A 21,587-nucleotide genomic window follows, 5' to 3' on the forward strand; every position below is an offset into this window, starting at 1 on the left:
CCTTAAATGATGTAGGTCATTCAAGAGCTATTTATGAGTAGCAATGTTTCTTCCCTTTCATCAGTAATTTCATTAAAAAAGAACAGTTGATTTATTACTGTTCTTTAAACTCCACTATTAGATTGATTTTCATTATTGGATGGTGTTTCATTTACGATGTATTGTACCGTAATATCTTTTTTACCTACATTTCCACTACTATCTTTTACCTGTAATGTATACGTTTTTGTCTGGCTGATCGTTGATAACTCTGTTGGCCATCCTTTAATTTGATCACTTGCGATAACACCATCATAATTATCCTCGGCAGTAGCATTGACAAAGGTTACCAATTCCTCGATCGTTGAGGTTGGCTCCAATGTAAATTCCACTTGTGAATTAGATACTGTAATGACAGGTGCCTTTGTATCTTTTACAACGATAGGGATATCTATCGTTTCATCTTGATAGCTCAATGTTGCAGTGTAACTTCCTAATTTTGTTACATCGACTTGATCAAAATTAAGTTCAATATCCTTTAATACCTCTTTATCTGCTTCCACATAAGAAGCTACTTTTTCATCCAAGGTACCATTCACTTCCACTTGAAAGGATGCTTTTTTCAACGTGATACCCTCGATACCCGTTGTTTTCTTATCATTTTTATTGTTATCTGTAGCAGTTCCCTGTGCTGCTACCGGAGCCTCAAAAGGCTTTTTCTTTTTATCTATGAAGGTCTGCTTAGCAAATCCAAGAGCTACGATCAATAAGATTACGATGACTCCGCCAATCAGAACGACTTTTTCAGGCTTACTAAATTTCAACATATGTTCTCCTTTCTGAATTCCGCTATTTTATTATAGCACAGTCAAAGTGGTTTTCTAATCTAAAAAAGCTATATCTGCATTATTTTTTACTTTTTTTACCATTTTTTTCTTTCCATCAAACCTTGGCTATCCTACATCAGCTGCTAACACGATTCCATTTGCCAAATAAGAACCTACCTCCATGCTTTGTATGTGTATCAATTCGGTTTCGGATATCAAAGTAATCTTCTTAATCTCATAATAAACGTTTTCTTCCTGCCCACACAACCATTCCTCTTCTACTAGTTGATCAGCCTGTTTCCAACCATTTGCAGTAAACACCGGTTGCTGTTTAGATACACACAATGATGTTCCACCATCCAAGAATAAGCTTATCGCCGCTTCCTTACGTGTTGAGACATCCAAAATGGTAATATAAGAATTCTGATATCCTCTGATACGATCATTTACTTGTAGCTTTTTCGCTTGTGTAGAAAACCCCATGATCAATGTCACAACGCTGTCTTTTGCGATAGACATCGTATCACTTCCTAATAAGCTTCGCCATAAAGAAGCCATCACTTTGATATTGGAAAGGAAAAACTGTTTCCATATGGACAAGAGTAAAATCTTCATGATCCTTTAAAAAGCTTTCGATTTGTTTTTCATTTTCTTTTTTATTAAGCGTACATGTAGAATATACCAAAACACCTTTATTTTTTACCATTTCAGCGGCTCGACTTAGTATTTTCTTTTGTAATGGTATCAAAGTATCCATATCATTTCCGTTCATATGATATTTGATATCACTTTTATTTGCCAAAACACCATATCCACTACAAGGCACATCACATAATACACGATCAAAGCTGTTTTCCTTTAATCCATCTAATACCGTCGCATCCATTTGTTTTGCTTGAATACATGTGATACCAAGACGCTTTGCCCCTTCTTTGATCAATTCTACTCGATGCTCATGAATATCTCCACATAGAATGCTTCCTTCATCATTCATCAATTGTGCCATATGACATGCTTTTGTTCCAGGTGCACTGCATACATCTAAGATATGATCGTTTGGCTGAGGATCTAGCAAATAAGCAACTAGCTGACTTGCCTCATCTTGTATTGAGATCAATCCATCTTGATATTCCTGTGTCGCAGTTAAATGATGACCATGATATATCAACGCATCTTTACTGATAAGGCCTTTTTCAAATAAAGGTTCTTTTTCAAGTAGTGCATCTCTTGTGGTCTTTAACGTATTGACTCTTGCGGTTACCGGTTTGATTTCTAAATTACTCTGACAGATTTTTTCTGTAATTTCATATCCGTATTGAGCTACCCACATCTTAACCAACCAAGTTGGATGACTGGTTTGAATCGCCAAAACTTCTTCCGGTTTTCCTGTTGGTTGTAAGATCTGATTTTGATCTACTTTATGTAAAACGGCATTGACCAACTTTGCATATCGTGAATTGATGTTATGTTTGGTGATTTCTACGGCATCATTGATGATTGCATAAGATGGCACCTTATCCATAAACAAAAGTTGATAAACACTCATATCCAACAACAAAGCAACCTCTTCATTATCCATTTTCTTCACATAGGACTCCCACTGAAATCTACAGAATCGATAATTCTGTAGCATTCCATAAACGATTTGTGTAATCAATCCTTTATCTTTTGCGGATACCATATCCAACTTTTTCTGTAATACAATATTACTATAGCCTTTTTTGATACAGATCTCTTTTAAGATCATAAAACAAGACTGTCTCGCACTCATATCAATTTCCCTCCTCTTAAAAATATATGACGATATCCTAAATAACAGCTATAGGTTATGATAAACCCCATCGCCGTATCACTTAAAAAATGAGCTCCCATCATCATCCTGGTCAATGGCATCATGATGATAAGACATGTAATGATGAGATAGCGAAACACAGATGTTTTTTGTGCAGGGTGATCTTTCCATTGTAGAAAACATAGGATAGCGGTGAATGCAGTCGTATGTCCACTTGGAAAGGAATGATTGCCATATAAACCACAAGGCCGATACCAAACACAAAATTCAGCAACATCCTTCATATCACGATAACGTATTCTTCCCCACATGTTCTTCATCAAAAAGGTAATCAGAATTGCGGTGATCGTCACACAAGTAAAAAACACAAAAAAGCCGATCCTTTTTTGAAGGATGGTAGGTGGTATTCTTTTTATGATCCACCATAACATCCAAGTCATAAGAAACGATATCAACATACACCCTACAAATACCCAGATAGAAATAGATATCATATAATGAACAAGATCCTGAATCGCATAAACACCTACTCCCCATGCAAGAACCAAATAAGTACGATGTAAATACATGCGATGTAGCATACACATGGTAATGACAACCATCATTTGAATAAATAAAGGTCCCAATCGTTCGAACAGCATGGCGATGATATTTTTATGATACAGTGCGTCTGTGATCTGATAATCATAACATGCGCCTAGGATCAGCGCTAAGATCGCAATCAAATAAGGAATCCATTCTTTTTTCTTCATATCCATTACTCCAATGTAACAGGCGATAAATCTATTTCCAATTTCGCCTTTTTCTTATTTTTAATATGATGATCGTATACTCCCTGTACCATTTTACTTAAAAGTGCTTGATCTTTGCCTTTTAACAAGATACGGGTACGTTCTTCATCTTTTATTTTGTGCAAACACGCCGGTCCCAATACTTTAAATCCACTTGATTTTTGAAGATAACACATTGCGGCCATCACACTATCTTCTACAACGTCCTTATTTTTATGATGAAACACCATGCTCGCAAGATAAGAATAAGGAGGATAGCCAGCCAAATGTCGATAATTCATTTCTTTTCGAAAAAAAGCCATATAGTCATGTCTGGCTGCCGAAGTGATCGCATAATGTTGTATATCATATGCCTGTATGATGACCTTACCTTTTTTATCTCCACGTCCACTTCTACCACTTGCTTGTTCTAAAAGATCATAAGTAAGCTCTGCGCTTCGATAGTCACTGCGTGCTAGCATAGCATCTCCATTTACGATACCTACCAATGTGACATTTTCAAAATCCAAGCCTTTTGCTATCATTTGCGTTCCTAATAGGATATCTGCTTCTCCTTGTTCAAACTTCGTTAAAATATCCTCATGAGCATGTTTTTTTCCAGTTGTATCTGCATCCATTCGTAAAATCCTTGCGTGAGGAAATTTTACATGTACCAATTCTTCCAATTTCTGTGTGCCTAAGCCTAGATAACGCCATGTAGAAGCACCACATTGGGGACAATGGGTCGGCACCGGAATATGGTATCCACAAGTATGACATTTTAGTTGCTTTTCATCCTTATGATAAGACATTGCAACATCGCAATGAGGGCATTGTTTGACATAGCCACAGGAAATACAACGTAAGATCGGTGTATATCCCCTTCGATTCAACAACAAGATGATTTGTTCTTTTTTCTGAAGACAGTCATACATTGCATCCAAAAGAGCGTTGCTTAAGGTTGTGTCCTCGCCTTTTTTGATCGCTTGACGCATTTCTACTAATTGAACAGTTGGAAAAGAATCGTTGATACGTTGTGGCATTTCAATCAATTGATAGACTCCTTTATGTGCTCTTGCATAAGATTCCAAGGAAGGTGTCGCACTTGCTAACAATACCTTGGCATCATGATAGGCGCCACGATGTATGGCAATATCTCTGCTATGGTAACGTGGCATGCGATCCTGCTTATAGCTGGTATCATGTTCTTCATCCATAATGATCAAGCCAAGATCATCAAAAGGCATGAATACCGCACTACGTGTTCCGACAACGACATTGACCTTATGATGTTTCACAAGCTGATATTGTTCATATTTTTCCTGATCATTTAAGGCGCTATGATAAATCGCAACTGCATTTCCAAAACGTTTGATGACACGTTGGACCATCATAGGTGTTAAAGCGATTTCCGGCACCAATATGACTACTTGTTTCCCTTTTCGAATTGTATCTGCCGCTAATTGTAAAAAAACCTCGGTCTTCCCGCTTCCCGTTACCCCATGTAATAGGAATACCGCATGATGTGCGGTTTGATTGATTTGATCAATGGCAGAGCGTTGTTGCTTACTCAAGATAAATTCAGAGGAATGAAGCTTGATATCCTCAACATTCGCATGAACTTCTTCTTCCACAATTTTTGCGCAACCAAGCTCTAATAGCTTCTTGCCCGGTGTCTTATAACGTTGATAAAATTCTGCTCGATTGATTTTTTTTGCTTCCTTCAAAGCATCTAAGGCATAGCGTTGTTTGATGGTCAAAGCTGCTACATCCTTCACATAAACGACAAATGCCTCCATCTTTGCTGTACCATGTCCCTTTTTTGGTTTTAGCTTAGCCGGCAACATACATTGAATACAACTGATCTTTGGCGCAACATATCTATTCGCCATCCAATCAGCCAATGCAAATAATTCTTCATTGATCAAAGGTTCTTCATCTATGACACGTTCAATAGGTTTGATTTCAAAGGTATAGGAAGCCAATTCCATCTCATCGATTTCTTTTACCTCACGAACAAAGCCCATGATATGTGTTTTACCAAAAGGTACTTCCACTCGTACCCCACGTTGCAAAGAAAAGCCATCACAACAATAGGTAAAGGTATGATCAAGATGATAGATTGGATGTTCTACAAATACATGAGCGATCTTCATAAGGTCCCTTCCCTTCTTTTAACTGTAATATTATATCATGAAATAACAATGAAATTATATCTTCTTTGTAGTATCTTTTACTTATTCATAGTATAATAAAAGCAAGGAGGGAAACAAGTATGTGGACAAGAAGTGAATTAAAGGATCGTGCTAAGAGGGTCATGAAACGATCTTATTGGAAAATGTTTTTGGTTTCTTTACTTGCGATGTTATTGATGGGCTTATTGAGTCATCAAAATAGAGGTATCGAAGTGAACTATGAGGTAAGTCATATGAATTATGATATTCGTATGGATGGTTTATTAGATATGCTACCGTTTCATGGTGCATGGGCAATTACAACCTTTTCCTTTTTTATTCTTATTGGTGTCATCATAGGCGTTTGTTATTCTATCTTCATCAGTAATGCGATTGAATGTGGCGAACACAGATTTTTCTTAGAAAATGCACAAAGAGATACTCCATTTACGACACTATTCTCTGCGTTTCAACAAGGTTATCTCAACATCGTTAAAATTCTTTTGATCAGGGATATCAAGCTCTTTCTATGGACCCTGTTATTATTCATTCCGGGCCTAATCAAGTATTATGAGTATCGTATGATTCCATATCTTCTTGCAGAAGATCCTATGCTATCTACACAAGAAGCCTTTGATCGGTCAAAAGAGCTGACCTATGGACATAAGTGGGATATGTTTGTATTAGATCTATCCTTTATCGGATGGTTGATCCTTGGAACGTTATTATTTGGCATCGGTGTTTATTTTGTATATCCTTATAGAAAAGCAACCTTTGCCGAATTATATCTGGCTTTATCTGATCAAAAAGCAGAAGAAGCTTATTTCTAACTAAAGAAAACATCCATGTGGATGTTTTTTTAGTTTAAACGATGACATCATAGCCAATCTCTTCAATGGCTTCTTTGATTTGATCTTCACTTATTTTATTTGAATCAAATACGATGGTTGCTTGATTTTCTTTGGCATCTGCTTTACAATCACTCACACCATCCAAAGCCAATACAGCACGATTGACTCTATTTTCACAACCATTACACATCATACCTTCTATTCCAAATACTTTTTCCATTGCTTATCACCTCACAATTATGATATACCTGAAAAGTCTTTTTTACACATCATTTGCTTCTTTCTTTTAAGATTACATGAATTTGATCACCAGGTTGTTTTTGAATGGCAGCTCTGATATCCTTTCGAATTCCAATGATATGGCAAGGAGTTTTCATTTTAACAAGACTCCCATCATAAGGATATCCATCAAAAGATGCATGCACCTTGACACGACCTTTCCCAAACTCTTCTTTGACATCATAAGGAAATTCAATATAAGCCCCATCAATGCCTTCTACCTTTTGAATCACAGCATCAAATTCATATATTTTTTCATTCATAGCTTACTCCTATACGTTATAAATAGGATCGATTTGTTTCAATTCCTTGAACGTATCGATTTCTACGATATCCTCTTGATGCACCGGTTTTACCATCACCATGTGATGATCTAAGCATTCTCTTAAAGCTACCTCATCCCAATATTTTTCTTTGCCTCCCGGCATTTTAAATACGGTTTCGATATCGGTTGCCATCTTCTTGCCGTCTTCCTTATTCCAATAAGAAATGCCAACCATCTGATAACAATCCTTCCCGCCAACGGCTAATTTACTGATATAGCCTTTTTTGGTATAAAAACACCAGTCATCGGTAACATCTTTTTTGATACCGCAGTAATTTGTAGTATACTCATATTTTCTAATGATATCCGGATTATACAACAATAGATCACTTTCCAATACATAAGCATTTTCCATAAGATCTTTAATCAAAAAGGCACTGGATATATTGTTGGATTCATTGTATAAAGGGTTTTCTATAAACTTGATCTTAGGATATTTATGAAGCAATACATCAAATTGTTCCCCAAGATATCCTCTTACGATCGTAATATCTTCAATACCTGCCGCAATGACAGCATCAAGTAATGTTTCTATGATTCGTTTCCCATGAACCAATACCAAAGGTTTTGGTGTATTCAACGTAATCGGCACCATTCTGGATCCAAATCCTGCCGCAAGAAAAATCGCTTTTTTTACACGATAAGGCTCTAACCACTCATATCCTTTTAATGTTACATCGTACATAGAGCCATCTGCTTTGATCAATTCCATTTCGCTTAACTCGCCTAATGTTTTATTGATAACACCTAAGGAAAGATCCAATTGCTTACTCAAATGACGCTGTGTTAGCTTATGATCTTGATTGCGTTCGATATATACCAATGTTTCAAATTGATTTAATGTTAAATTCATAGTTGGTCTCCTTATTCTTTTTCGTTTGCTTTTTCATTATACCATGGTTTGGGTGCTTTTACAGTCTGGTTTTAAGATTCCTTTGGTAATACATAGCGTTTGACCAAATAAACACTTAGCTTTAAAACGATATTTACCAAAAGAATAACGATAGAAATAAAGGCTGTTGCTTCGATCAATGATTGAGAATCAAATTGTGGTATCAATAAGGATAACGGCATCGTTTTGAAGTTTGACAAAAAGCTGACAGCAGATATGGTTACCATACTATTTACAAACATATAAGAAAACATTTCCACAATGGTAGCCTTCGTACAAGGAATATAAACATCTTTTAACATCTTTAATCGACTGATACCAAGTGTAATCGATACATCCTCTAAATTCGTATTGAATTGTTGTAGAGAATTATATGCCATCAAATAAGGGGAAGCAAAGAAGTGGGTCATATTGACCAATACCAGAATCATGATTCCTCCATATAATATACTGCCTTTGAAAAACAAGACATAACTAAGACCTAAAACAACACCAGGTATGGCCAAGGATACCATGGAAATCAAATGTAGTGCCATATTAGAAAAACTCTTTTTGCTTCTTGCAGTAATAAACGCTGTGATATACGTTACACATACACCGATCATACTGGTCAATAAAGCAATTGCTAATGAATTCAACAAATACATACGCACGCCCAATTCAAATGCTTGTACGATATTATCTAGTGAAAAGCTCATATCACTTGGATAATGCTTCACAAAGGACAGTACCGCAAAGGTTACGATCGGTAAAGATATCAAGATCACCACAAGCGTACAAATCATATAGGCAATATGATCTCTTCTTTTATTTTCTTGAATCACAAAAGGTTTTGTTACTGTTGAGGAATTTCCTTTGTTTTCATTTTTCATATCTAATATAAAAGCGATAAAAGCAGGTATCAATAAGATGATACCGATGATAGCTCCTTTACTGAAATCCAAAAGACCAATGACCTCTCGATACATATATACCGGAAGTGTCATTGATTTTCCACCTACGACCAAAGGCACTCCATAATCGGTGAAGATCATCGTAAATGTCGCAAAGATGACAGAAATCAACGGTCCTTTGATATTTGGTAACGTAATCGTTAAAAACTGTTGTTTCTTCGATAAGCCAAGCACTGTAGCTGCTTCATAAGTTGTATAATCCTCATAAGCAAAGATATCCGTTAACATCAAGAAAGCAGCAGGAAATGAATATAAAATGCTTCCTAAGATGATACCATTGTAGCCATAAAGATAGGCATTGATATGAAATACATTGGTCAAGATACCATTATCTCCTAATAATAACACCAACCCCATACCATGTGAGATACTGGGTATCAACATCGGTAAGGTGAATGCCAGTGTAAACACAGAACGATAACGTATCTTTGTACGATTCATGAACCATGCCAACAATAATGCCAGAGAAACCGATAATATCGTCGCAATGGTTGTTGTCACAAAGGAATTGATCAGCATCGGCACAAACTGTGGAGACTGAATGACAGTTTCAATATCCGCTAGCTTGATATTGGCTAGTAACGCAAAAAGTGGGCAAATAACAGAGATAAACAAAAAGATCGCAACGAGTACTCTGGTTCCACGAAATCCTCTATTTTTCATAGATGCTCTTCCCGGTACATACGCATAAGCTCGCAAGTTTGCTATCAAGATGTGCAATGACGAAATCTTTAATATATTGATTCGCCGGATGCTCATAAATGTTTCTCGGTGTATCTATTTGCTCAATATTTCCTTCACTCATGACCATGATCCGATCCGATAAATAAAAAGCCTCTTCTTGTTCATGGGTAATAAAGATCATCGTTGAATTAAATTTCTTCTGTATCTCTTTCAATTCTTTTTTCATAACTTCTCGCATACTGACATCCAGTGCAGAAATCGGTTCATCTAATAAAACGATTTTAGGATTTAATGCCAATGTTCTGGCAATTGCAACACGCTGTTGCTGCCCGCCTGATAACTGACTTGGTCGCTTGTTGATCTGATCCTTCATCCCGATTGCCTCTAATGTGGTCAATGCAATTTCACGACTCTTCTTTTTCGTATCTTCATGTAGTTTCAATGCATACTCTACATTTTCCAATACGTTCATATTAGGAAATAATGCATAATTTTGAAAGATGATGCCCATACCTCTTTCATCCGGTTTTAAATGTGAAATATCTTCATCATCCATTAAGATCGTTCCACTAGTTTGTTTTTCTAATCCGATCAAAATACGAAGAAGGGTTGTTTTTCCACAACCACTTGGTCCTAATACACTTAAGAATTCGCCTTCTTTTACATCAAAGCTGATATGCTTCAAAATATCTTTATCATCGTAATTCTTATATAGATCTTTTACGATCAACTTGGATTTATTTAATACTTCCATTCTGACAACAACCTTTCTTTCTCATGAATATCCTCAATTCCTTTCATATCCGCATAAGGAATATGATCGGGATAATTTTTTATATTGATGCTTTGCCCTTTTAAGATGATTTCAGGTGAAAAATACTCTTTATCATATAATAGAAAATCATTGATGATAAAATCAAATACTCGATTGACATCTTCATCATCTGCACTATGTTTCATTAATGCGGTACCTGTCAAAGAATATGGCGAACCTTCCGGTGGATAAATAATTTCAAATGGTGATCCATCATTGATTTGATTCACTGCCTGAAACGTTAATCCAAGACCGATTGCTACTTCTCCTTGTATCAACAATTTGATTGGTCCACTTCCTGATTCTGTAAACTGTTTTACATAGTATTCCAATTTATCAATGTATGCCAATGCTTCTTTTTCTCCCATGGTATTTACAAGGTTCTTATAAAAGAAATATCCGGTACCACTTGATTTAGGATCCGGCATTGCGATCAAATTATAGTAAATGGGATTTAATAACTCCTCATAAGTATGTGGAATCGGTAGATTTTTCTTTTTGATAACATCTGTATTGATGATAAAAGCACCTGCCTGTCGTTCCCATGTGACATAAAGGTTATCATGATCCTCTGGTCGTAAACCATCTACATAATCTAATTTACTTTTCCCTTTGATATCCGCAAGTTGATCTTTGATCTTTTCCATATAGCTACTTTCCAAACCGACAATGATATCAGCATCACTTTGTTCTTTTTCTACACTGATCTTTGCGGCTGATTTTGCAGTAGGTACATACATAACCATCACATGAAGGTCTGGAAATTTCTCATCTAATTGTTTTTGTAGCTCTTCTCCACGGAATTGTTCCATAGAGGAATAAATGATAATTGCATTCTGTTCAGAATGGATTCCCACCAATAATAGTAAAGTTAAAACGATCAATGTCGTTACGATCTTTTTCATAGCCTCAGTCCTTTTGTTCACATATCACAGATTATATCACTAATTTATAACAATGAAAACCTATTTTTCACAAAAACTTCACACAAAACATGAATAAATTCTCGATTAATGAACATATCACTTGTTTTGTATAAGCTTTATCGTTCAAGTAAATACTAAAAAAGGAAGGAGGAACACTATGAAACGTTCTATATTACTATGTATTTGTTTCTTTCTTATGATGAGTACATCGCTTTATGCTCAAGAAACCTTACATGATCTTATTCTGATTCACAGCAAAGAGCTTCCTTATCTTTATTTGGTACAAACAAGAAAAGATCAAAGCCTAGATGTGTATGTGATACCGTCCGATGTATATGTATCCAATGTTCCTTTGAAAGAATTATCTACACAAAGTCTTCATTCTCAACTAAAAGATCATTTCAAACTGAATGTTGAAAATGATGTGGATGTATCATTAGACACCATTGACCAGGATTTTGGTTTGGATCATGAAACCTATGATCTTACCACGATGAAAGGTATGACTGATTATTTTGTAGATGTGAAAAATAAGCTTTCCATGAGTGATATCCTTCATTATCAAAGATATATCGATAGTGATTTATCTTTATCTGAGTATTATGATTTTTATCAGATGTTTTCTAAAAAGGTCATCATTCATTATCATTATCTTCCTGTCATACAATCAACAGATTTCAGCATTCCACTTCGCACGATCTTTTCAAACTGATCTTATGATAAAAGCAAGTAGACAATCCTACTTGCTTTTATGTTTTTCACGATAACATAGAATACTTTCATAATCTTGTAATACATCGATCTCACTCCAATAATGTCCGACAATATCTTTTACATAGATATCTCTATCCTGGATCATCGAATACAAGGTATTTTCCCACCAAAGCTGATAATCGCCTTCATGAACCAATTTCTTTAATCGTTCTTTGACTTTAGGTAAAAGACTTTGTTTGACCTTTGCCAAACCAACATATTCACTTGTTCTTTCCTCCCTGGTTAGCTCCTTTCCATAGGCTTTTAAGCATTCCTTTTCACATCGAAAGAAATAATCTCCACTATCTTTACGTGAGCTATCCGCCAAAAGAACCACGTCTCTTGTATCCTGACAAAGAAGGTCAAGTACATCTTGTTGCCAAAACACATCTGCATTCGCAAGCAATAAATCTTCTTTGATATCAAGTTCTTCTCTTGCGAACCATAACGAAGCAATGCTGTTGGTTACCTTATAAAAAGGATTTTCATAAAAAGTGACTTGATGATCCTTCAATGCTTCTTGAATCAAATGTCCCTTAAATCCAAGACAAATTGTAACATCGATATGATTTTTTTGTAATAACTCCACTGTATGACATATCAAAGGTCCATCACCGATATCCAACAAACATTTGGGTTCATTTGTTTTCGTGGATATCCTTGTCCCCATACCCGCAGCCATCAAAATTGCTCTCATATCAACACCTCTTTCAAACAAGCAATTAATTCATCATAATCTTGAATGCTTACATCTCCTAAATGTCCAACACGAAGCATCTTTGTTTTCATAGCCCCTCCACTCGGTGTCAAATAGATCTGATACCTTTTTTTTAACTGTTGATAAACCATTTGTGCATCATGATTTATGAATAACAATGGAGTTAACGCATTACTTAATGGAAAAGGTGGTAACATCACCGGTAACGTCTGAATATGTTCTCTAAAATATTGTGCACGTCTTTGTATTTGCTTTTGTAAAACATCCACTCCAATTTGTGTGATATGATCTAACATTTGTGATAGTTCCAACAAAACACCGACTGCAGGAGTATTGGGCGTCTGCCCTCTTTCCATATTTTTCACATGCTCCTTGATACTCAAATACATGCAAATATCCGTTTTCGCTATGATTTTACTTTGATAAAACTGTTCCTTCATAATGATCATTGAAATACCTGGCGCACAAGCCAATGCCTTTTGCGAAGACAAAATCAATGCATCGATACCATAAGTTTCCATATCCAAAGGATCACTAAGAAAGGAAGAGATGGCATCAACAATAAGAGAAAGATGATATTTTTTTGCATATGCACTGATCGATTCCAAAGAATAAAGTTGTCCTGTACTTGTTTCATGTAAATTAACAAGCAATGCATCATAACAACTACCATCTATTTGATTCAGTTTTTCTTCACTTAATGTTTCAGGAAAAGGTAGCTTTATTTCATCATAAGGTATTCCATAACAAGCGCATAACTTTGTAAAGCGCTCACCAAAAGAACCTCCATTGATAATCAAAACTCGATTCTCTTTCCTTAAACTACATGCCACAAGACTTTCCATTGCACTGGTTCCACTACCGGTAAGAAAGATAGCCCTTCCTTCTTTTACATGTAATATTTGTTTTAATTGTCGTTCCATCTTTAACATCATGTTAGAAAAATCTTCATCACGAAAATATGGAAGTTGCTGAGATGCTATTTGTTTTGTTTCCGTATACATCTGTACAGGTCCAACAGTAAAAAGCTTCACTATACCACTCCTTTTGTTCATATTTAAGATTATATGACCATATCATAAACAAATCAACCATTATTTTCATTTATTTTTGTTCATAATCAATAAATTTATTTATATCACAGAACAAAAGTAACATCTATTCAACACCAATAGTTAAAAAAATAAAACAGCCACTACCAATATAAAAGCTGTTTTGCTATTTCAATATGAAACACAAACCGTACTATGGTCTATGCTGTAACACATAATATGAACAATATATTTTTCCATCATGCCCAATCAATTTTTCCTCTGTAGATTCAAAGCCTAGATTTTTTAGGGCAGCGATTCTTTCTGTTGCGGACGGTATTGCTTTTATCGCAATTTTATCACAATCAAACAAAGAATAAGCCGGTTTTATGATCAAATCTAATATTTTCATGATTTCACTTGTTACTTCATAATCACTTCGAAGATCTAATCTAAGTAAACCACAATTTGTAAAATAATCTTTAGAATCCCTATGAAACAGTTCTAAGGTTCCTATTGCTTCCCTTGTTGCTTTTGAAATGATCGTCCATCTTACAAAACCTTCTCTGCCATATTCAAATAACCAGTAATCAATAGCCTCTTTCATTCTGCTCTCACTCGTATAGTAAAAATCATCTCCACCACAATTATCACTATTGAAAAAAGCTACAGCCTTCTTATCAGAATAGACTTTTAATAGATCTTTTGCATCTCCTCGTTGAACCAACCTTAGCATATAGTCCTCATTCTCGTAAGAAGTACACTCTTGATAAACATTTTCCACTCTTACATCCTCCTTAGTTTATCCATATAATTTCACTAAATTATCTTTCCATTTTCAAAAGGTGTTCCTCTGTTCCTTCTTCATATTGCCATTCATTATGATAATGAAATCCATGTTTTTCATAAAATGACACTGCCCTTTCATTTTTTTCTAACACCCATAAATATCTGACATCAAAGTTTTGAATAACAAACTCCATTAGTTTCCCACCAATTCCTTCATTTGCAAAAAAACTATCAACATAGAGTTCCTTTACTTCTTTATCCTCTATATGAATGAGTCCTTTCACAAATTCATCATCATACACCCAAATATGATGTAAAGTGTTGAGATCATCCAAGTATTCTTGAGCGAGAGATAACACCTACAGTTCTCCAAAAGAATAGTGATCATTATGAAAGATCGAACGATAATTTAGTCTTTTTGTAAATACCAATATCTCTGCAATTCTTGAAATATCTTCTTGTTTTGCTTTTCTAATATTGATCATTTTCTAATTCTCCCAATTTATCATAACGGTTTTTCTCTTTCCTGTACCAAATCACTATCAAAGGTTATATTTATTGTAACATGATCTATCTTCGTTCCAGTAAAAGATATTACATATTCCTTACTTTTTTCAGATTTTCCAATAAGATCGAAAATGACTCTATCTTTTTGTCTTCCTTCCATCTTTTACTCCATAAGATTTCTTTTGTTTTGTTATCTTTCACTTCTAAAATTCCACTTTTACCATTTAATTCGATGGTTCCATTGACAATCAAATCATCCATATCTTCTGATACACAAAATAATCGTTCATCTATCAACGGGTCTTGCTCATCATAATTTTTATCTAACTTCATTTCTAATGTTAACTTTTGCTTATTAGATTTATCAAAGGCATTTGCATTGTCACTTACACATGCCATCAAAAAGGTAATATTTATTAACATTGTGAAAAACATTATCGTCTTTTTCATACAGTGATCACCATTACTTTCTTAATTTAGTTTAAACACCATGTTACCATTTTTGTAATTAGTTCAACTGGCAATGCTTTATCATAGGGAAAATAAATTGCACTTTTTTTTGTATCAAAATCATTTAATTCAGATGCAAATTCTTCTATAGCTTCGACGCCCACATAAAAACTGATATGCTTTTTGCAAGCAGAAAAGGAAATAGACTTTCCCTCTTTTTCATAATAAGGCATGCTCCAAACGATACGTTCCTTGATATTCGGAACACTTTGCTGCAAAGCATTCATCATCTCTATCAAATTAGGACGTATCTCTGATGGTAGAGATTCTATGTATTCTAATACTGTTTCTGGCGCTTTACCACAATAATGAGCTTGATTAGTTCTTTTAAATTCTCTACCACATTTAGGGCATATCCACATATCTATTTCCTCCTAATCTTAATTCACCAAGTATACTGTCTTATTTGACGTATGGCCTTTTGTCTATCTTTATATATCAAATGTTGCATGCTTTCATCATATATTTTTTGATACCCTTCTAATGCTTTAAGAATGATATCTATAAGCTCCGGTTTATATTTAGCTATGATTGGCGTATCTTGGATACATTGCCTAGCTGTGATCGGCTTATCATCTTCTATATGTTTTAACCAATCATAAATGATATCATTTACACGATCATCTATATCCCATTTGGCATTATATGCAATCAAACGTAACCCTCTTGTTCGAATATAGGAATGCTCTTGATTGTTCATCATTTCAACAAATCTGTCAAAATATGGGTAACATTGATTGCTTTCCTCACTAACCACTAATAGCTCTTTTAACGCTTTATATGCCTGCTTATTCTCTGAATGTATCAACATATCTATCCATAACGTAACATCCATTTTATGAACCTCCCTTTTCCTTATTTGCTTGTGTTACTCTTACGATTTTTCCATATATGATACAGAATATCTTTCAGAACCAAGAATGCATCTAGTTCATCAAGGTGATATTCTTGTCCTAATTCATCTAACATACTACTTATTCTAGTAGCATAATATGGAATGTTTACTTCTTTTTGATATTCAAGTAAGATAGGATATTTTTTACCCCATGCATTTGTCCAGTTTATTTTATCGTTCATTTCTTCATTCGTTTGTTCAATCATATCTTCGATTTCTTTTTTATCCAGATCAAAATCAATCAATTCATCTAATGTCACATTGTAAAGCTTGGCCATTTTTTTAGCCTGATATATATCAGGTATCGTTTCTTCTGTTTCCCATTTCGAAATTGTCTGTCTACTTACTCCTAATTTTTCTGCGACTGTTTCCTGTGAAAAACCACACCTTTTTCTTGCATGAAATAAATGATTACCTAATTCCATTTTCATTACCTCCTTTTTTTGTTTACACCATTAGTATATCGTTTGTTAGGAAATAACACTATCAACGATAACTGTCAAAAATGCACGTTTATTTAACTACTTCTTTCACTAACATCATTTTTAGAATTCCTTATCTAGTAGGACATATGATTTCTTATTTTCTTGATGTTATGATTCATCAAATGCCTACCGAAATGGCTATATAGAAAGGCTTTCATATATGACATTTCTTGATGATGTTTCTTTAGCAAGTCGTCGGGACAATTAAAAACGCCGAAATCTTGTGTAATGCCCTCACTTTGTATATAGGTATTATTTCGCTCAAAATCAATGATAGGATTTAGAAAGTCCTTGACCGCAACACCATACCCACAAAAAGCCCCTAAGCAAGTTGCATTCATATTTTGTAACTGAGAAAGATACTTTTTATCTAAGATGAATGCCTCTAATTCATACCATACCCCATCCAAATAGACCTCTACCCAACTGTGAAAGATATGTTGAGGAGCATTCTTATATATCAACCCTGTCATTGCTCCCTTTTGCAATTTTTTATCAATCGTAAATCCATGGATTCGACATGGAACATTTACCGCACGCAATAATGCCATAAATAAAGTCCCTTTTGTATTACATTGCCCATATCCATCATCAAGCACTTTAGATGCAGGGATATGATCATCCACATTATAACCAAATAGGATTTCATCACGGACATAGTTATATATTTGCTTGATCCGCTCATATTCATTCATTTGTTTCCAAAGTCTATCATTAACTAATTGCTGTATATTTGTAGCTGAATAGTTTAACATAGGTGTTTCTTGCATGTATTGTTCCATCATATAGTATTCTCCAAAAATCTTATTTTGCTTTCTTTTCACTCATCATAACATAATTCATTTGGTGTCACAATATGATCTCGGTTTTTCAAAGCTCAAGTATGATCTATTGATAAAAGAATGCTATTGAGCAAGAGTAAATCCAACGAATCCCTCTATAGAGATAAGGTTCCTGTCTGCCTCTTTAAAGTGGAATTTAATTTTCTCTTCAGAATTTTCAAAAAAAATAAAAAAAAGGGTTGCAATTTTTCAAAAATATAATATAATATTAAAGCAACAAGTTCTAGCAAGGATTGCTGATGATGTTGATCGTTCTCTATATGGTTCCGTAGCCAAGTGGTAAGGCAATAGACTGCAACTCTGTGATCATCGGTTCAAGTCCGATCGGAACCTCCAAGTATGGGGTCGTGGCGAAATAGGCAGACGCAACGGACTTAAAATCCGTTGGGAGTTAATCCCGTGTGGGTTCAAGTCCCACCGTCCCCACCATACGTAAATAAAAGTCTTTGTAAAAAGACTTTTTTTATATATATTTTTCGTTTCAAAGGTAATGCTTATTTTATTAGTTTCTTCCATAACCAAAAAAAAACATCTATAAACCATTAACTTATCAATAAAATTATACATCTACGTATAAAAGACCAGATTAACCAACATTCAATCTGATCTTTTATTTTGTATTTCATTGTAAGCACCTTCCTTATACATAAAGTATATCAGCTATTCTCACATCATTTATGAAACAATTTAAATTTTCTTATGTTAGGGTTGTCTTATGGGGATTCACAAAGAAATATAATTTTTTTATGTTTATAATATTTTTATTTTAAACGATTAAATCCCTCGTATGAATTAAACCCAAGCATGTATACAGCCATTGCTATGGATAAATCTTCAGATTCAATATTCAACTCTTTAGCTAAAGATTTAATTTCATTAATGACTGTATCATGGGGAATTGATAGTCCATTCATTGTATCTACAACAGATTGAATCGTATTTGGTAAAACTAAACACATTTGATAAAAAGCATCTGTCTGCCCTGTTACCAAAGTATAGAACTGATCAAGACTGACTCTTCTAATTAATTTATGTTCCATTTTTTGTCCGTCAACCGTAGTTTTCCATTTAATGTTTTGTGATTTTTTCGCAATTGCTTCTACTAAAAAGCATGCACAATCATCATCTTTCAAAAGCTGATGTTGCATTTTCATAAATGTTTTTCCTGCTGAAGAAGAATTCATTGTATTATGTTTATTCTTCATCTCAACATAAACTCTGTGGACTATAGAACCATCGGGTAATGAGATACCATCTACATTTTCAAAAATAACATCCCAACCACCTTCTTTTCCATTATCTGGTACTCTACAATTTTCAATATATTGAAATATTCTTTGGTGAAAATATCCTATATCGTTATTGTTGGACTTATCACGTTGTCTAAAAATTTCATTACTAATAATTTCATCCCAAGTTGCATGATAAACAGTTTTATCAAAAATTAGTTTTACAGGATCAACAATATTTTTATTAAATCTTTTTAAATCAAATGATTCTAATTTTTCTCCATACTTTTCAATTGTTAATTTAACATGGTTTCTAAAATCTTCTTCATTAATAAATGTAAGTGGCCACATTACAAATCCTCCAATCCTTCTTTTATTTTCAAGGCTACTGCATATGCTAGATTTACTGGTACTGCATTTCCAACTTGTTTGTATTGTTGTCCAATACTACCACAGAACATCCATTCATCAGGGAAACTTTGACATCTTGCATTTTCTCTTACTGTAAATGGTCTTGCCTCTAATGGATGGCAACGATCTGTTTGTTTTTGACTAGGAGATGTTAAAACTGTTAACGAAGGTTCATCTAAACTTAAACGTCTTAATATACCTGTTCTTCCACCTTCCATATACCAACAACTTTTCATATATTTTTTTGCTATTTCCTCTGGAATATCTCTCCAGTACCCTCCTGGTGGCACCAATTCAAATATTTTTTTCTTGTACTCTGAATAAACAGCTCCATCACTTTTTGGACAATCCAATAAAACATCACGTAATACTGGTTTATATTCTAATGGTACAGGAAATGTAAAGTTAATCTTATCTACTAAGTCATTACGAATACCAATTGTTATCAATCTCTCTCTTTTTTGTGCGACTCCATAATCCCATGCATTCAATACATCTTTTTTTATAGTATATCCTTCTTTTTCGAAAATATCTAAAATAGTTGCATACGTGCGCCCTTTATTATGTGTTCGCAATCCTTTTACGTTTTCGAATAAAAACATTTTTGGTTGTAATTTATGTAAAAATTTTGCATAGTGATAAAATAAAGTCCCTCTTGCATCTTCAAGTCCTAAACGTTTTCCAGCATAAGAGAAACTTTGACATGGAGATCCTCCAGATAATAAATCAAGCTCTCCTTTTTTAATATTAAATAATTCCTCTAAATCTAATTTTGATATATTTGCAATATCATCATTAATAACATTCCAATTGGGACGATTAACTTTTAATGTATTTGAAGCATCTTTATCTAATTCAATTAACCCTAAACTAGAAAAACCGGCTTTTTCTAATCCTAAAGCTAAACCACCTGCCCCTGCAAATAATTCTATAACTTTCAAGTTTCCGTTTTCTTTTCTTTTTCTTTTATTCACAAACTCTGTAATATTACCTTTTAGAAGAGTACATACTTTATTAGCATCTTCAAAAGCTAATTCTTCATTGTTTTCTATTCTGTTTAATACATTCATATCTATACGAGTACTTTTAGCCAAAGTTGCATAATTCTTTTTATCATTAACACAATAATCATATAATTTCGATTGATTAATTTCCATAAGTACTCTCCTTTCCTATTACTCACTTATAATATTTTATTTTAATTCTATAGCATCTATAATTTGTCCTTCTTTGGGATTAAATAAAACCATCTGATAATTAAATGGTACTTTATTTAATTGCAAACTTTTGAATATACTAAATAAATTTTTTTGATTTTCAACACTAGCATCAAAAACAATATGTATGCCTTTTAAAACAATTTCATCTATGCAGAAAAAAGCAGCCATTGATGATGTTATATAATAAATCGCCTCATCATTAGAAATATGTTGAACCTCTTTATTAAATGATTCGCTTATTGAACCCACAACAATTTTATTATTAGGCTCTCTTTTTTTAGTTAACTGCCCTGCATATGTTAATTCACCTAAATCCTTTGTTTGATATATTACAGGTGCCTCATCAATATTCCATCCTTCTAAATATAAATAAGACATATATCTTGATAACACTTCTGCTTGAGAGACAATAAAATCATCTTCACATTTAATAATTTCATCTCTCCTAAAAAGTATTTTTGTAATTACCGATAACCTATTTTCATTTAAATAATTACAAATACTATCTAGTACTCTATTGCTTGGTGTTTTTATCTTGTTTGCTTCTATTTGTTTTATTGTATTAATATTTACATCAAGAAAATCCGCAATTTGTGCTTGCGTTAAATGATCTCGATCACGTATATCTTTTACGAAATCACAAAATGCCATTTTAACCACTCATCCTTTCCCATATCATTATACATTATTTTTTGCATCTATGATATAGAAAAGTTTAATTATTTTGATTTTAACATTGCAATTACTATACCTTATAGTATATTATTTTAATTTTATTTTAGCTATTACTAATCTATGGATTGAGGTGATTTTTATAATACGTCAACTTTTCATTAAAATTATACATCTACGAATAAAAAAACAGATTAACATCCAATTTCTGCTACACAGTTCATATTCGTAGAGTCATAAAAAATATAGACTCCATCTG

25 protein-coding genes, 2 tRNA genes and 1 pseudogene are annotated in these 21,587 nt (G+C 33.9%); 4 read left to right on the top strand and 24 right to left on the bottom strand.

Annotation, left to right across the window (positions count from 1 at the left end; all coding sequences use genetic code 11):
• Positions 1–104 precede the first annotated feature (104 nt).
• The 5 genes from UGRO018_RS09625 to priA all read right to left on the bottom strand — a co-directional run bounded on the left by UGRO018_RS09625 (position 105) and on the right by priA (position 5,524).
• Positions 105–806 (bottom strand): hypothetical protein, encoded by a 702-nt coding sequence (locus tag UGRO018_RS09625; RefSeq protein ID WP_416326268.1) that lies wholly within the window; start codon positions 804–806, stop codon positions 105–107.
• A 126-nt stretch (positions 807–932) separates the two neighbouring features.
• Positions 933–1,325 (bottom strand): hypothetical protein, encoded by a 393-nt coding sequence (locus UGRO018_RS09630; RefSeq protein ID WP_416326269.1) that lies wholly within the window; start codon positions 1,323–1,325, stop codon positions 933–935.
• A 4-nt stretch (positions 1,326–1,329) separates the two neighbouring features.
• Positions 1,330–2,577: a 16S rRNA (cytosine(967)-C(5))-methyltransferase RsmB gene (rsmB, locus tag UGRO018_RS09635; protein WP_416326270.1), complete on the bottom strand. Its 1,248-nt coding sequence runs from the start codon at positions 2,575–2,577 to the stop codon at positions 1,330–1,332.
• Entirely contained in the window at positions 2,574–3,350 is a 777-nt protein-coding gene (locus UGRO018_RS09640) for a phosphatase PAP2 family protein (RefSeq protein WP_416326271.1), read from the bottom strand. The genes rsmB and UGRO018_RS09640 overlap by 4 nt, the downstream gene beginning before the upstream one ends.
• A 5-nt stretch (positions 3,351–3,355) precedes the next feature.
• Entirely contained in the window at positions 3,356–5,524 is a 2,169-nt protein-coding gene (gene priA, locus UGRO018_RS09645) for a replication restart helicase PriA (protein WP_416326272.1), read from the bottom strand.
• Positions 5,525–5,643: 119 nt separating this feature from the next.
• Between priA and UGRO018_RS09650 the strand changes: the two genes are divergently transcribed.
• The gene (locus tag UGRO018_RS09650; protein ID WP_416326273.1) at positions 5,644–6,372 is read left to right on the top strand and encodes a DUF975 family protein; all 729 of its coding nucleotides are present in this window, start codon (positions 5,644–5,646) and stop codon (positions 6,370–6,372) included.
• Between the two features lie 34 nt (positions 6,373–6,406).
• Here UGRO018_RS09650 and UGRO018_RS09655 read toward each other — a convergent pair whose 3' ends face one another.
• The 6 genes from UGRO018_RS09655 to UGRO018_RS09680 all read right to left on the bottom strand — a co-directional run bounded on the left by UGRO018_RS09655 (position 6,407) and on the right by UGRO018_RS09680 (position 11,245).
• Positions 6,407–6,613 carry a heavy-metal-associated domain-containing protein gene (locus UGRO018_RS09655; protein WP_416326274.1) on the bottom strand — a complete coding sequence of 69 codons (207 nt, stop codon included), beginning with the start codon at positions 6,611–6,613 and terminating at the stop codon, positions 6,407–6,409.
• Positions 6,614–6,662: 49 nt separating this feature from the next.
• Complete coding sequence (locus tag UGRO018_RS09660; RefSeq protein WP_416326275.1) at positions 6,663–6,935, bottom strand: DUF1905 domain-containing protein; 273 nt, start codon at positions 6,933–6,935, stop codon at positions 6,663–6,665.
• 9 nt (positions 6,936–6,944) lie between these two features.
• Complete coding sequence (locus UGRO018_RS09665) at positions 6,945–7,850, bottom strand: sugar phosphate nucleotidyltransferase (protein WP_416326276.1); 906 nt, start codon at positions 7,848–7,850, stop codon at positions 6,945–6,947.
• Between the two features lie 71 nt (positions 7,851–7,921).
• A complete protein-coding gene (locus UGRO018_RS09670; RefSeq protein WP_416326277.1) occupies positions 7,922–9,505 on the bottom strand; it encodes an ABC transporter permease subunit in 1,584 nt (527 codons plus the stop codon).
• Positions 9,495–10,280 carry an ABC transporter ATP-binding protein gene (locus UGRO018_RS09675; protein ID WP_416326278.1) on the bottom strand — a complete coding sequence of 262 codons (786 nt, stop codon included), beginning with the start codon at positions 10,278–10,280 and terminating at the stop codon, positions 9,495–9,497. The genes UGRO018_RS09670 and UGRO018_RS09675 overlap by 11 nt, the downstream gene beginning before the upstream one ends.
• Positions 10,268–11,245, bottom strand: a complete 978-nt coding sequence (locus tag UGRO018_RS09680) for an extracellular solute-binding protein (RefSeq protein WP_416326279.1) — start codon at positions 11,243–11,245, stop codon at positions 10,268–10,270. Before UGRO018_RS09680 ends, UGRO018_RS09675 begins: the two co-directional genes overlap by 13 nt.
• 178 nt (positions 11,246–11,423) lie before the next feature.
• On the opposite strand from UGRO018_RS09680, the gene UGRO018_RS09685 reads away from it, so the two are divergent.
• Positions 11,424–11,978: a hypothetical protein gene (locus UGRO018_RS09685; protein ID WP_416326280.1), complete on the top strand. Its 555-nt coding sequence runs from the start codon at positions 11,424–11,426 to the stop codon at positions 11,976–11,978.
• A gap of 27 nt (positions 11,979–12,005) precedes the next feature.
• Here the strand turns inward: UGRO018_RS09685 and UGRO018_RS09690 are convergent, their stop codons facing one another.
• The 10 genes and pseudogenes from UGRO018_RS09690 to UGRO018_RS09735 form a co-directional block, all read right to left on the bottom strand.
• Complete coding sequence (locus tag UGRO018_RS09690; RefSeq protein ID WP_416326281.1) at positions 12,006–12,716, bottom strand: phosphocholine cytidylyltransferase family protein; 711 nt, start codon at positions 12,714–12,716, stop codon at positions 12,006–12,008.
• Entirely contained in the window at positions 12,713–13,771 is a 1,059-nt protein-coding gene (locus UGRO018_RS09695) for a pyridoxal-phosphate-dependent aminotransferase family protein (protein ID WP_416326282.1), read from the bottom strand. Before UGRO018_RS09695 ends, UGRO018_RS09690 begins: the two co-directional genes overlap by 4 nt.
• Before the next feature lie 211 nt (positions 13,772–13,982).
• Positions 13,983–14,552, bottom strand: a complete 570-nt coding sequence (locus tag UGRO018_RS09700) for a GNAT family N-acetyltransferase (RefSeq protein ID WP_416326283.1) — start codon at positions 14,550–14,552, stop codon at positions 13,983–13,985.
• Positions 14,553–14,592: 40 nt separating this feature from the next.
• A complete protein-coding gene (locus UGRO018_RS09705) occupies positions 14,593–14,916 on the bottom strand; it encodes a GNAT family N-acetyltransferase (protein WP_416326284.1) in 324 nt (107 codons plus the stop codon).
• Positions 14,917–15,042: a hypothetical protein gene (locus tag UGRO018_RS09710; RefSeq protein ID WP_416326285.1), complete on the bottom strand. Its 126-nt coding sequence runs from the start codon at positions 15,040–15,042 to the stop codon at positions 14,917–14,919.
• A 20-nt stretch (positions 15,043–15,062) separates the two neighbouring features.
• A pseudogene (locus UGRO018_RS09715) lies at positions 15,063–15,514 on the bottom strand (DUF4624 family lipoprotein).
• Between the two features lie 26 nt (positions 15,515–15,540).
• Positions 15,541–15,936: an iron chaperone gene (locus tag UGRO018_RS09720; RefSeq protein ID WP_416326286.1), complete on the bottom strand. Its 396-nt coding sequence runs from the start codon at positions 15,934–15,936 to the stop codon at positions 15,541–15,543.
• 23 nt (positions 15,937–15,959) lie between these two features.
• Positions 15,960–16,409: a hypothetical protein gene (locus UGRO018_RS09725; protein WP_416326287.1), complete on the bottom strand. Its 450-nt coding sequence runs from the start codon at positions 16,407–16,409 to the stop codon at positions 15,960–15,962.
• 20 nt (positions 16,410–16,429) lie between these two features.
• Positions 16,430–16,894, bottom strand: coding sequence for a helix-turn-helix transcriptional regulator (locus UGRO018_RS09730; RefSeq protein ID WP_416326288.1), 465 nt, complete (start codon positions 16,892–16,894; stop codon positions 16,430–16,432).
• A 134-nt stretch (positions 16,895–17,028) separates the two neighbouring features.
• Positions 17,029–17,739, bottom strand: a complete 711-nt coding sequence (locus UGRO018_RS09735; protein WP_416326289.1) for a transglutaminase-like domain-containing protein — start codon at positions 17,737–17,739, stop codon at positions 17,029–17,031.
• Between the two features lie 319 nt (positions 17,740–18,058).
• Between UGRO018_RS09735 and UGRO018_RS09740 the strand changes: the two genes are divergently transcribed.
• Together UGRO018_RS09740 and UGRO018_RS09745 are read left to right on the top strand one after the other, a co-directional pair.
• Positions 18,059–18,132, top strand: a tRNA-Cys gene (locus UGRO018_RS09740).
• Positions 18,133–18,137: 5 nt separating this feature from the next.
• Positions 18,138–18,225 (top strand) — tRNA-Leu (locus tag UGRO018_RS09745).
• Positions 18,226–18,557: 332 nt separating this feature from the next.
• Here the strand turns inward: UGRO018_RS09745 and UGRO018_RS09750 are convergent.
• The 3 genes from UGRO018_RS09750 to UGRO018_RS09760 are packed head-to-tail and all read right to left on the bottom strand — an operon-like array spanning position 18,558 to position 21,307.
• On the bottom strand, positions 18,558–19,376 hold the full coding sequence (locus UGRO018_RS09750; RefSeq protein ID WP_416326290.1) for an Eco47II family restriction endonuclease: 819 nt from the start codon (positions 19,374–19,376) through the stop codon (positions 18,558–18,560).
• A complete protein-coding gene (locus tag UGRO018_RS09755; RefSeq protein ID WP_416326291.1) occupies positions 19,376–20,593 on the bottom strand; it encodes a DNA cytosine methyltransferase in 1,218 nt (405 codons plus the stop codon). Before UGRO018_RS09755 ends, UGRO018_RS09750 begins: the two co-directional genes overlap by 1 nt.
• Before the next feature lie 36 nt (positions 20,594–20,629).
• Positions 20,630–21,307, bottom strand: a complete 678-nt coding sequence (locus UGRO018_RS09760) for a helix-turn-helix domain-containing protein (protein WP_416326292.1) — start codon at positions 21,305–21,307, stop codon at positions 20,630–20,632.
• Between the last annotated feature and the right edge of the window lie 280 nt (positions 21,308–21,587).

The organism is Hoskinsella mucinilytica, from assembly GCF_045223415.1.
Lineage (GTDB): Bacteria > Bacillota_I > Bacilli_A > Erysipelotrichales > Erysipelotrichaceae > Hoskinsella > Hoskinsella mucinilytica.

What these genes read in the sequence shown, in the direction of transcription:
- UGRO018_RS09640 (WP_416326271.1), bottom strand. Translation starts at nt 3,350, where the DNA reads ATGAAGAAAAAAGAATGGATTCCTTATTTGATTGCGATCTTAGCGCTG.
- UGRO018_RS09680 (WP_416326279.1), bottom strand. Translation starts at nt 11,245, where the DNA reads ATGAAAAAGATCGTAACGACATTGATCGTTTTAACTTTACTATTATTG.
- UGRO018_RS09690 (WP_416326281.1), bottom strand. Translation starts at nt 12,716, where the DNA reads ATGAGAGCAATTTTGATGGCTGCGGGTATGGGGACAAGGATATCCACG.
- UGRO018_RS09665 (WP_416326276.1), bottom strand. Translation starts at nt 7,850, where the DNA reads ATGAATTTAACATTAAATCAATTTGAAACATTGGTATATATCGAACGC.
- UGRO018_RS09685 (WP_416326280.1), top strand. Translation starts at nt 11,424, where the DNA reads ATGAAACGTTCTATATTACTATGTATTTGTTTCTTTCTTATGATGAGT.
- UGRO018_RS09755 (WP_416326291.1), bottom strand. Translation starts at nt 20,593, where the DNA reads ATGGAAATTAATCAATCGAAATTATATGATTATTGTGTTAATGATAAA.
- UGRO018_RS09650 (WP_416326273.1), top strand. Translation starts at nt 5,644, where the DNA reads ATGTGGACAAGAAGTGAATTAAAGGATCGTGCTAAGAGGGTCATGAAA.
- UGRO018_RS09670 (WP_416326277.1), bottom strand. Translation starts at nt 9,505, where the DNA reads ATGAAAAATAGAGGATTTCGTGGAACCAGAGTACTCGTTGCGATCTTT.
- UGRO018_RS09750 (WP_416326290.1), bottom strand. Translation starts at nt 19,376, where the DNA reads ATGTGGCCACTTACATTTATTAATGAAGAAGATTTTAGAAACCATGTT.
- UGRO018_RS09730 (WP_416326288.1), bottom strand. Translation starts at nt 16,894, where the DNA reads ATGGAATTAGGTAATCATTTATTTCATGCAAGAAAAAGGTGTGGTTTT.
- UGRO018_RS09735 (WP_416326289.1), bottom strand. Translation starts at nt 17,739, where the DNA reads ATGATGGAACAATACATGCAAGAAACACCTATGTTAAACTATTCAGCT.
- UGRO018_RS09630 (WP_416326269.1), bottom strand. Translation starts at nt 1,325, where the DNA reads ATGTCTATCGCAAAAGACAGCGTTGTGACATTGATCATGGGGTTTTCT.
- rsmB (WP_416326270.1), bottom strand. Translation starts at nt 2,577, where the DNA reads ATGAGTGCGAGACAGTCTTGTTTTATGATCTTAAAAGAGATCTGTATC.
- UGRO018_RS09710 (WP_416326285.1), bottom strand. Translation starts at nt 15,042, where the DNA reads ATGATCAATATTAGAAAAGCAAAACAAGAAGATATTTCAAGAATTGCA.
- UGRO018_RS09625 (WP_416326268.1), bottom strand. Translation starts at nt 806, where the DNA reads ATGTTGAAATTTAGTAAGCCTGAAAAAGTCGTTCTGATTGGCGGAGTC.
- priA (WP_416326272.1), bottom strand. Translation starts at nt 5,524, where the DNA reads ATGAAGATCGCTCATGTATTTGTAGAACATCCAATCTATCATCTTGAT.
- UGRO018_RS09660 (WP_416326275.1), bottom strand. Translation starts at nt 6,935, where the DNA reads ATGAATGAAAAAATATATGAATTTGATGCTGTGATTCAAAAGGTAGAA.
- UGRO018_RS09760 (WP_416326292.1), bottom strand. Translation starts at nt 21,307, where the DNA reads ATGGCATTTTGTGATTTCGTAAAAGATATACGTGATCGAGATCATTTA.
- UGRO018_RS09720 (WP_416326286.1), bottom strand. Translation starts at nt 15,936, where the DNA reads ATGTGGATATGCCCTAAATGTGGTAGAGAATTTAAAAGAACTAATCAA.
- UGRO018_RS09675 (WP_416326278.1), bottom strand. Translation starts at nt 10,280, where the DNA reads ATGGAAGTATTAAATAAATCCAAGTTGATCGTAAAAGATCTATATAAG.
- UGRO018_RS09655 (WP_416326274.1), bottom strand. Translation starts at nt 6,613, where the DNA reads ATGGAAAAAGTATTTGGAATAGAAGGTATGATGTGTAATGGTTGTGAA.
- UGRO018_RS09725 (WP_416326287.1), bottom strand. Translation starts at nt 16,409, where the DNA reads ATGGATGTTACGTTATGGATAGATATGTTGATACATTCAGAGAATAAG.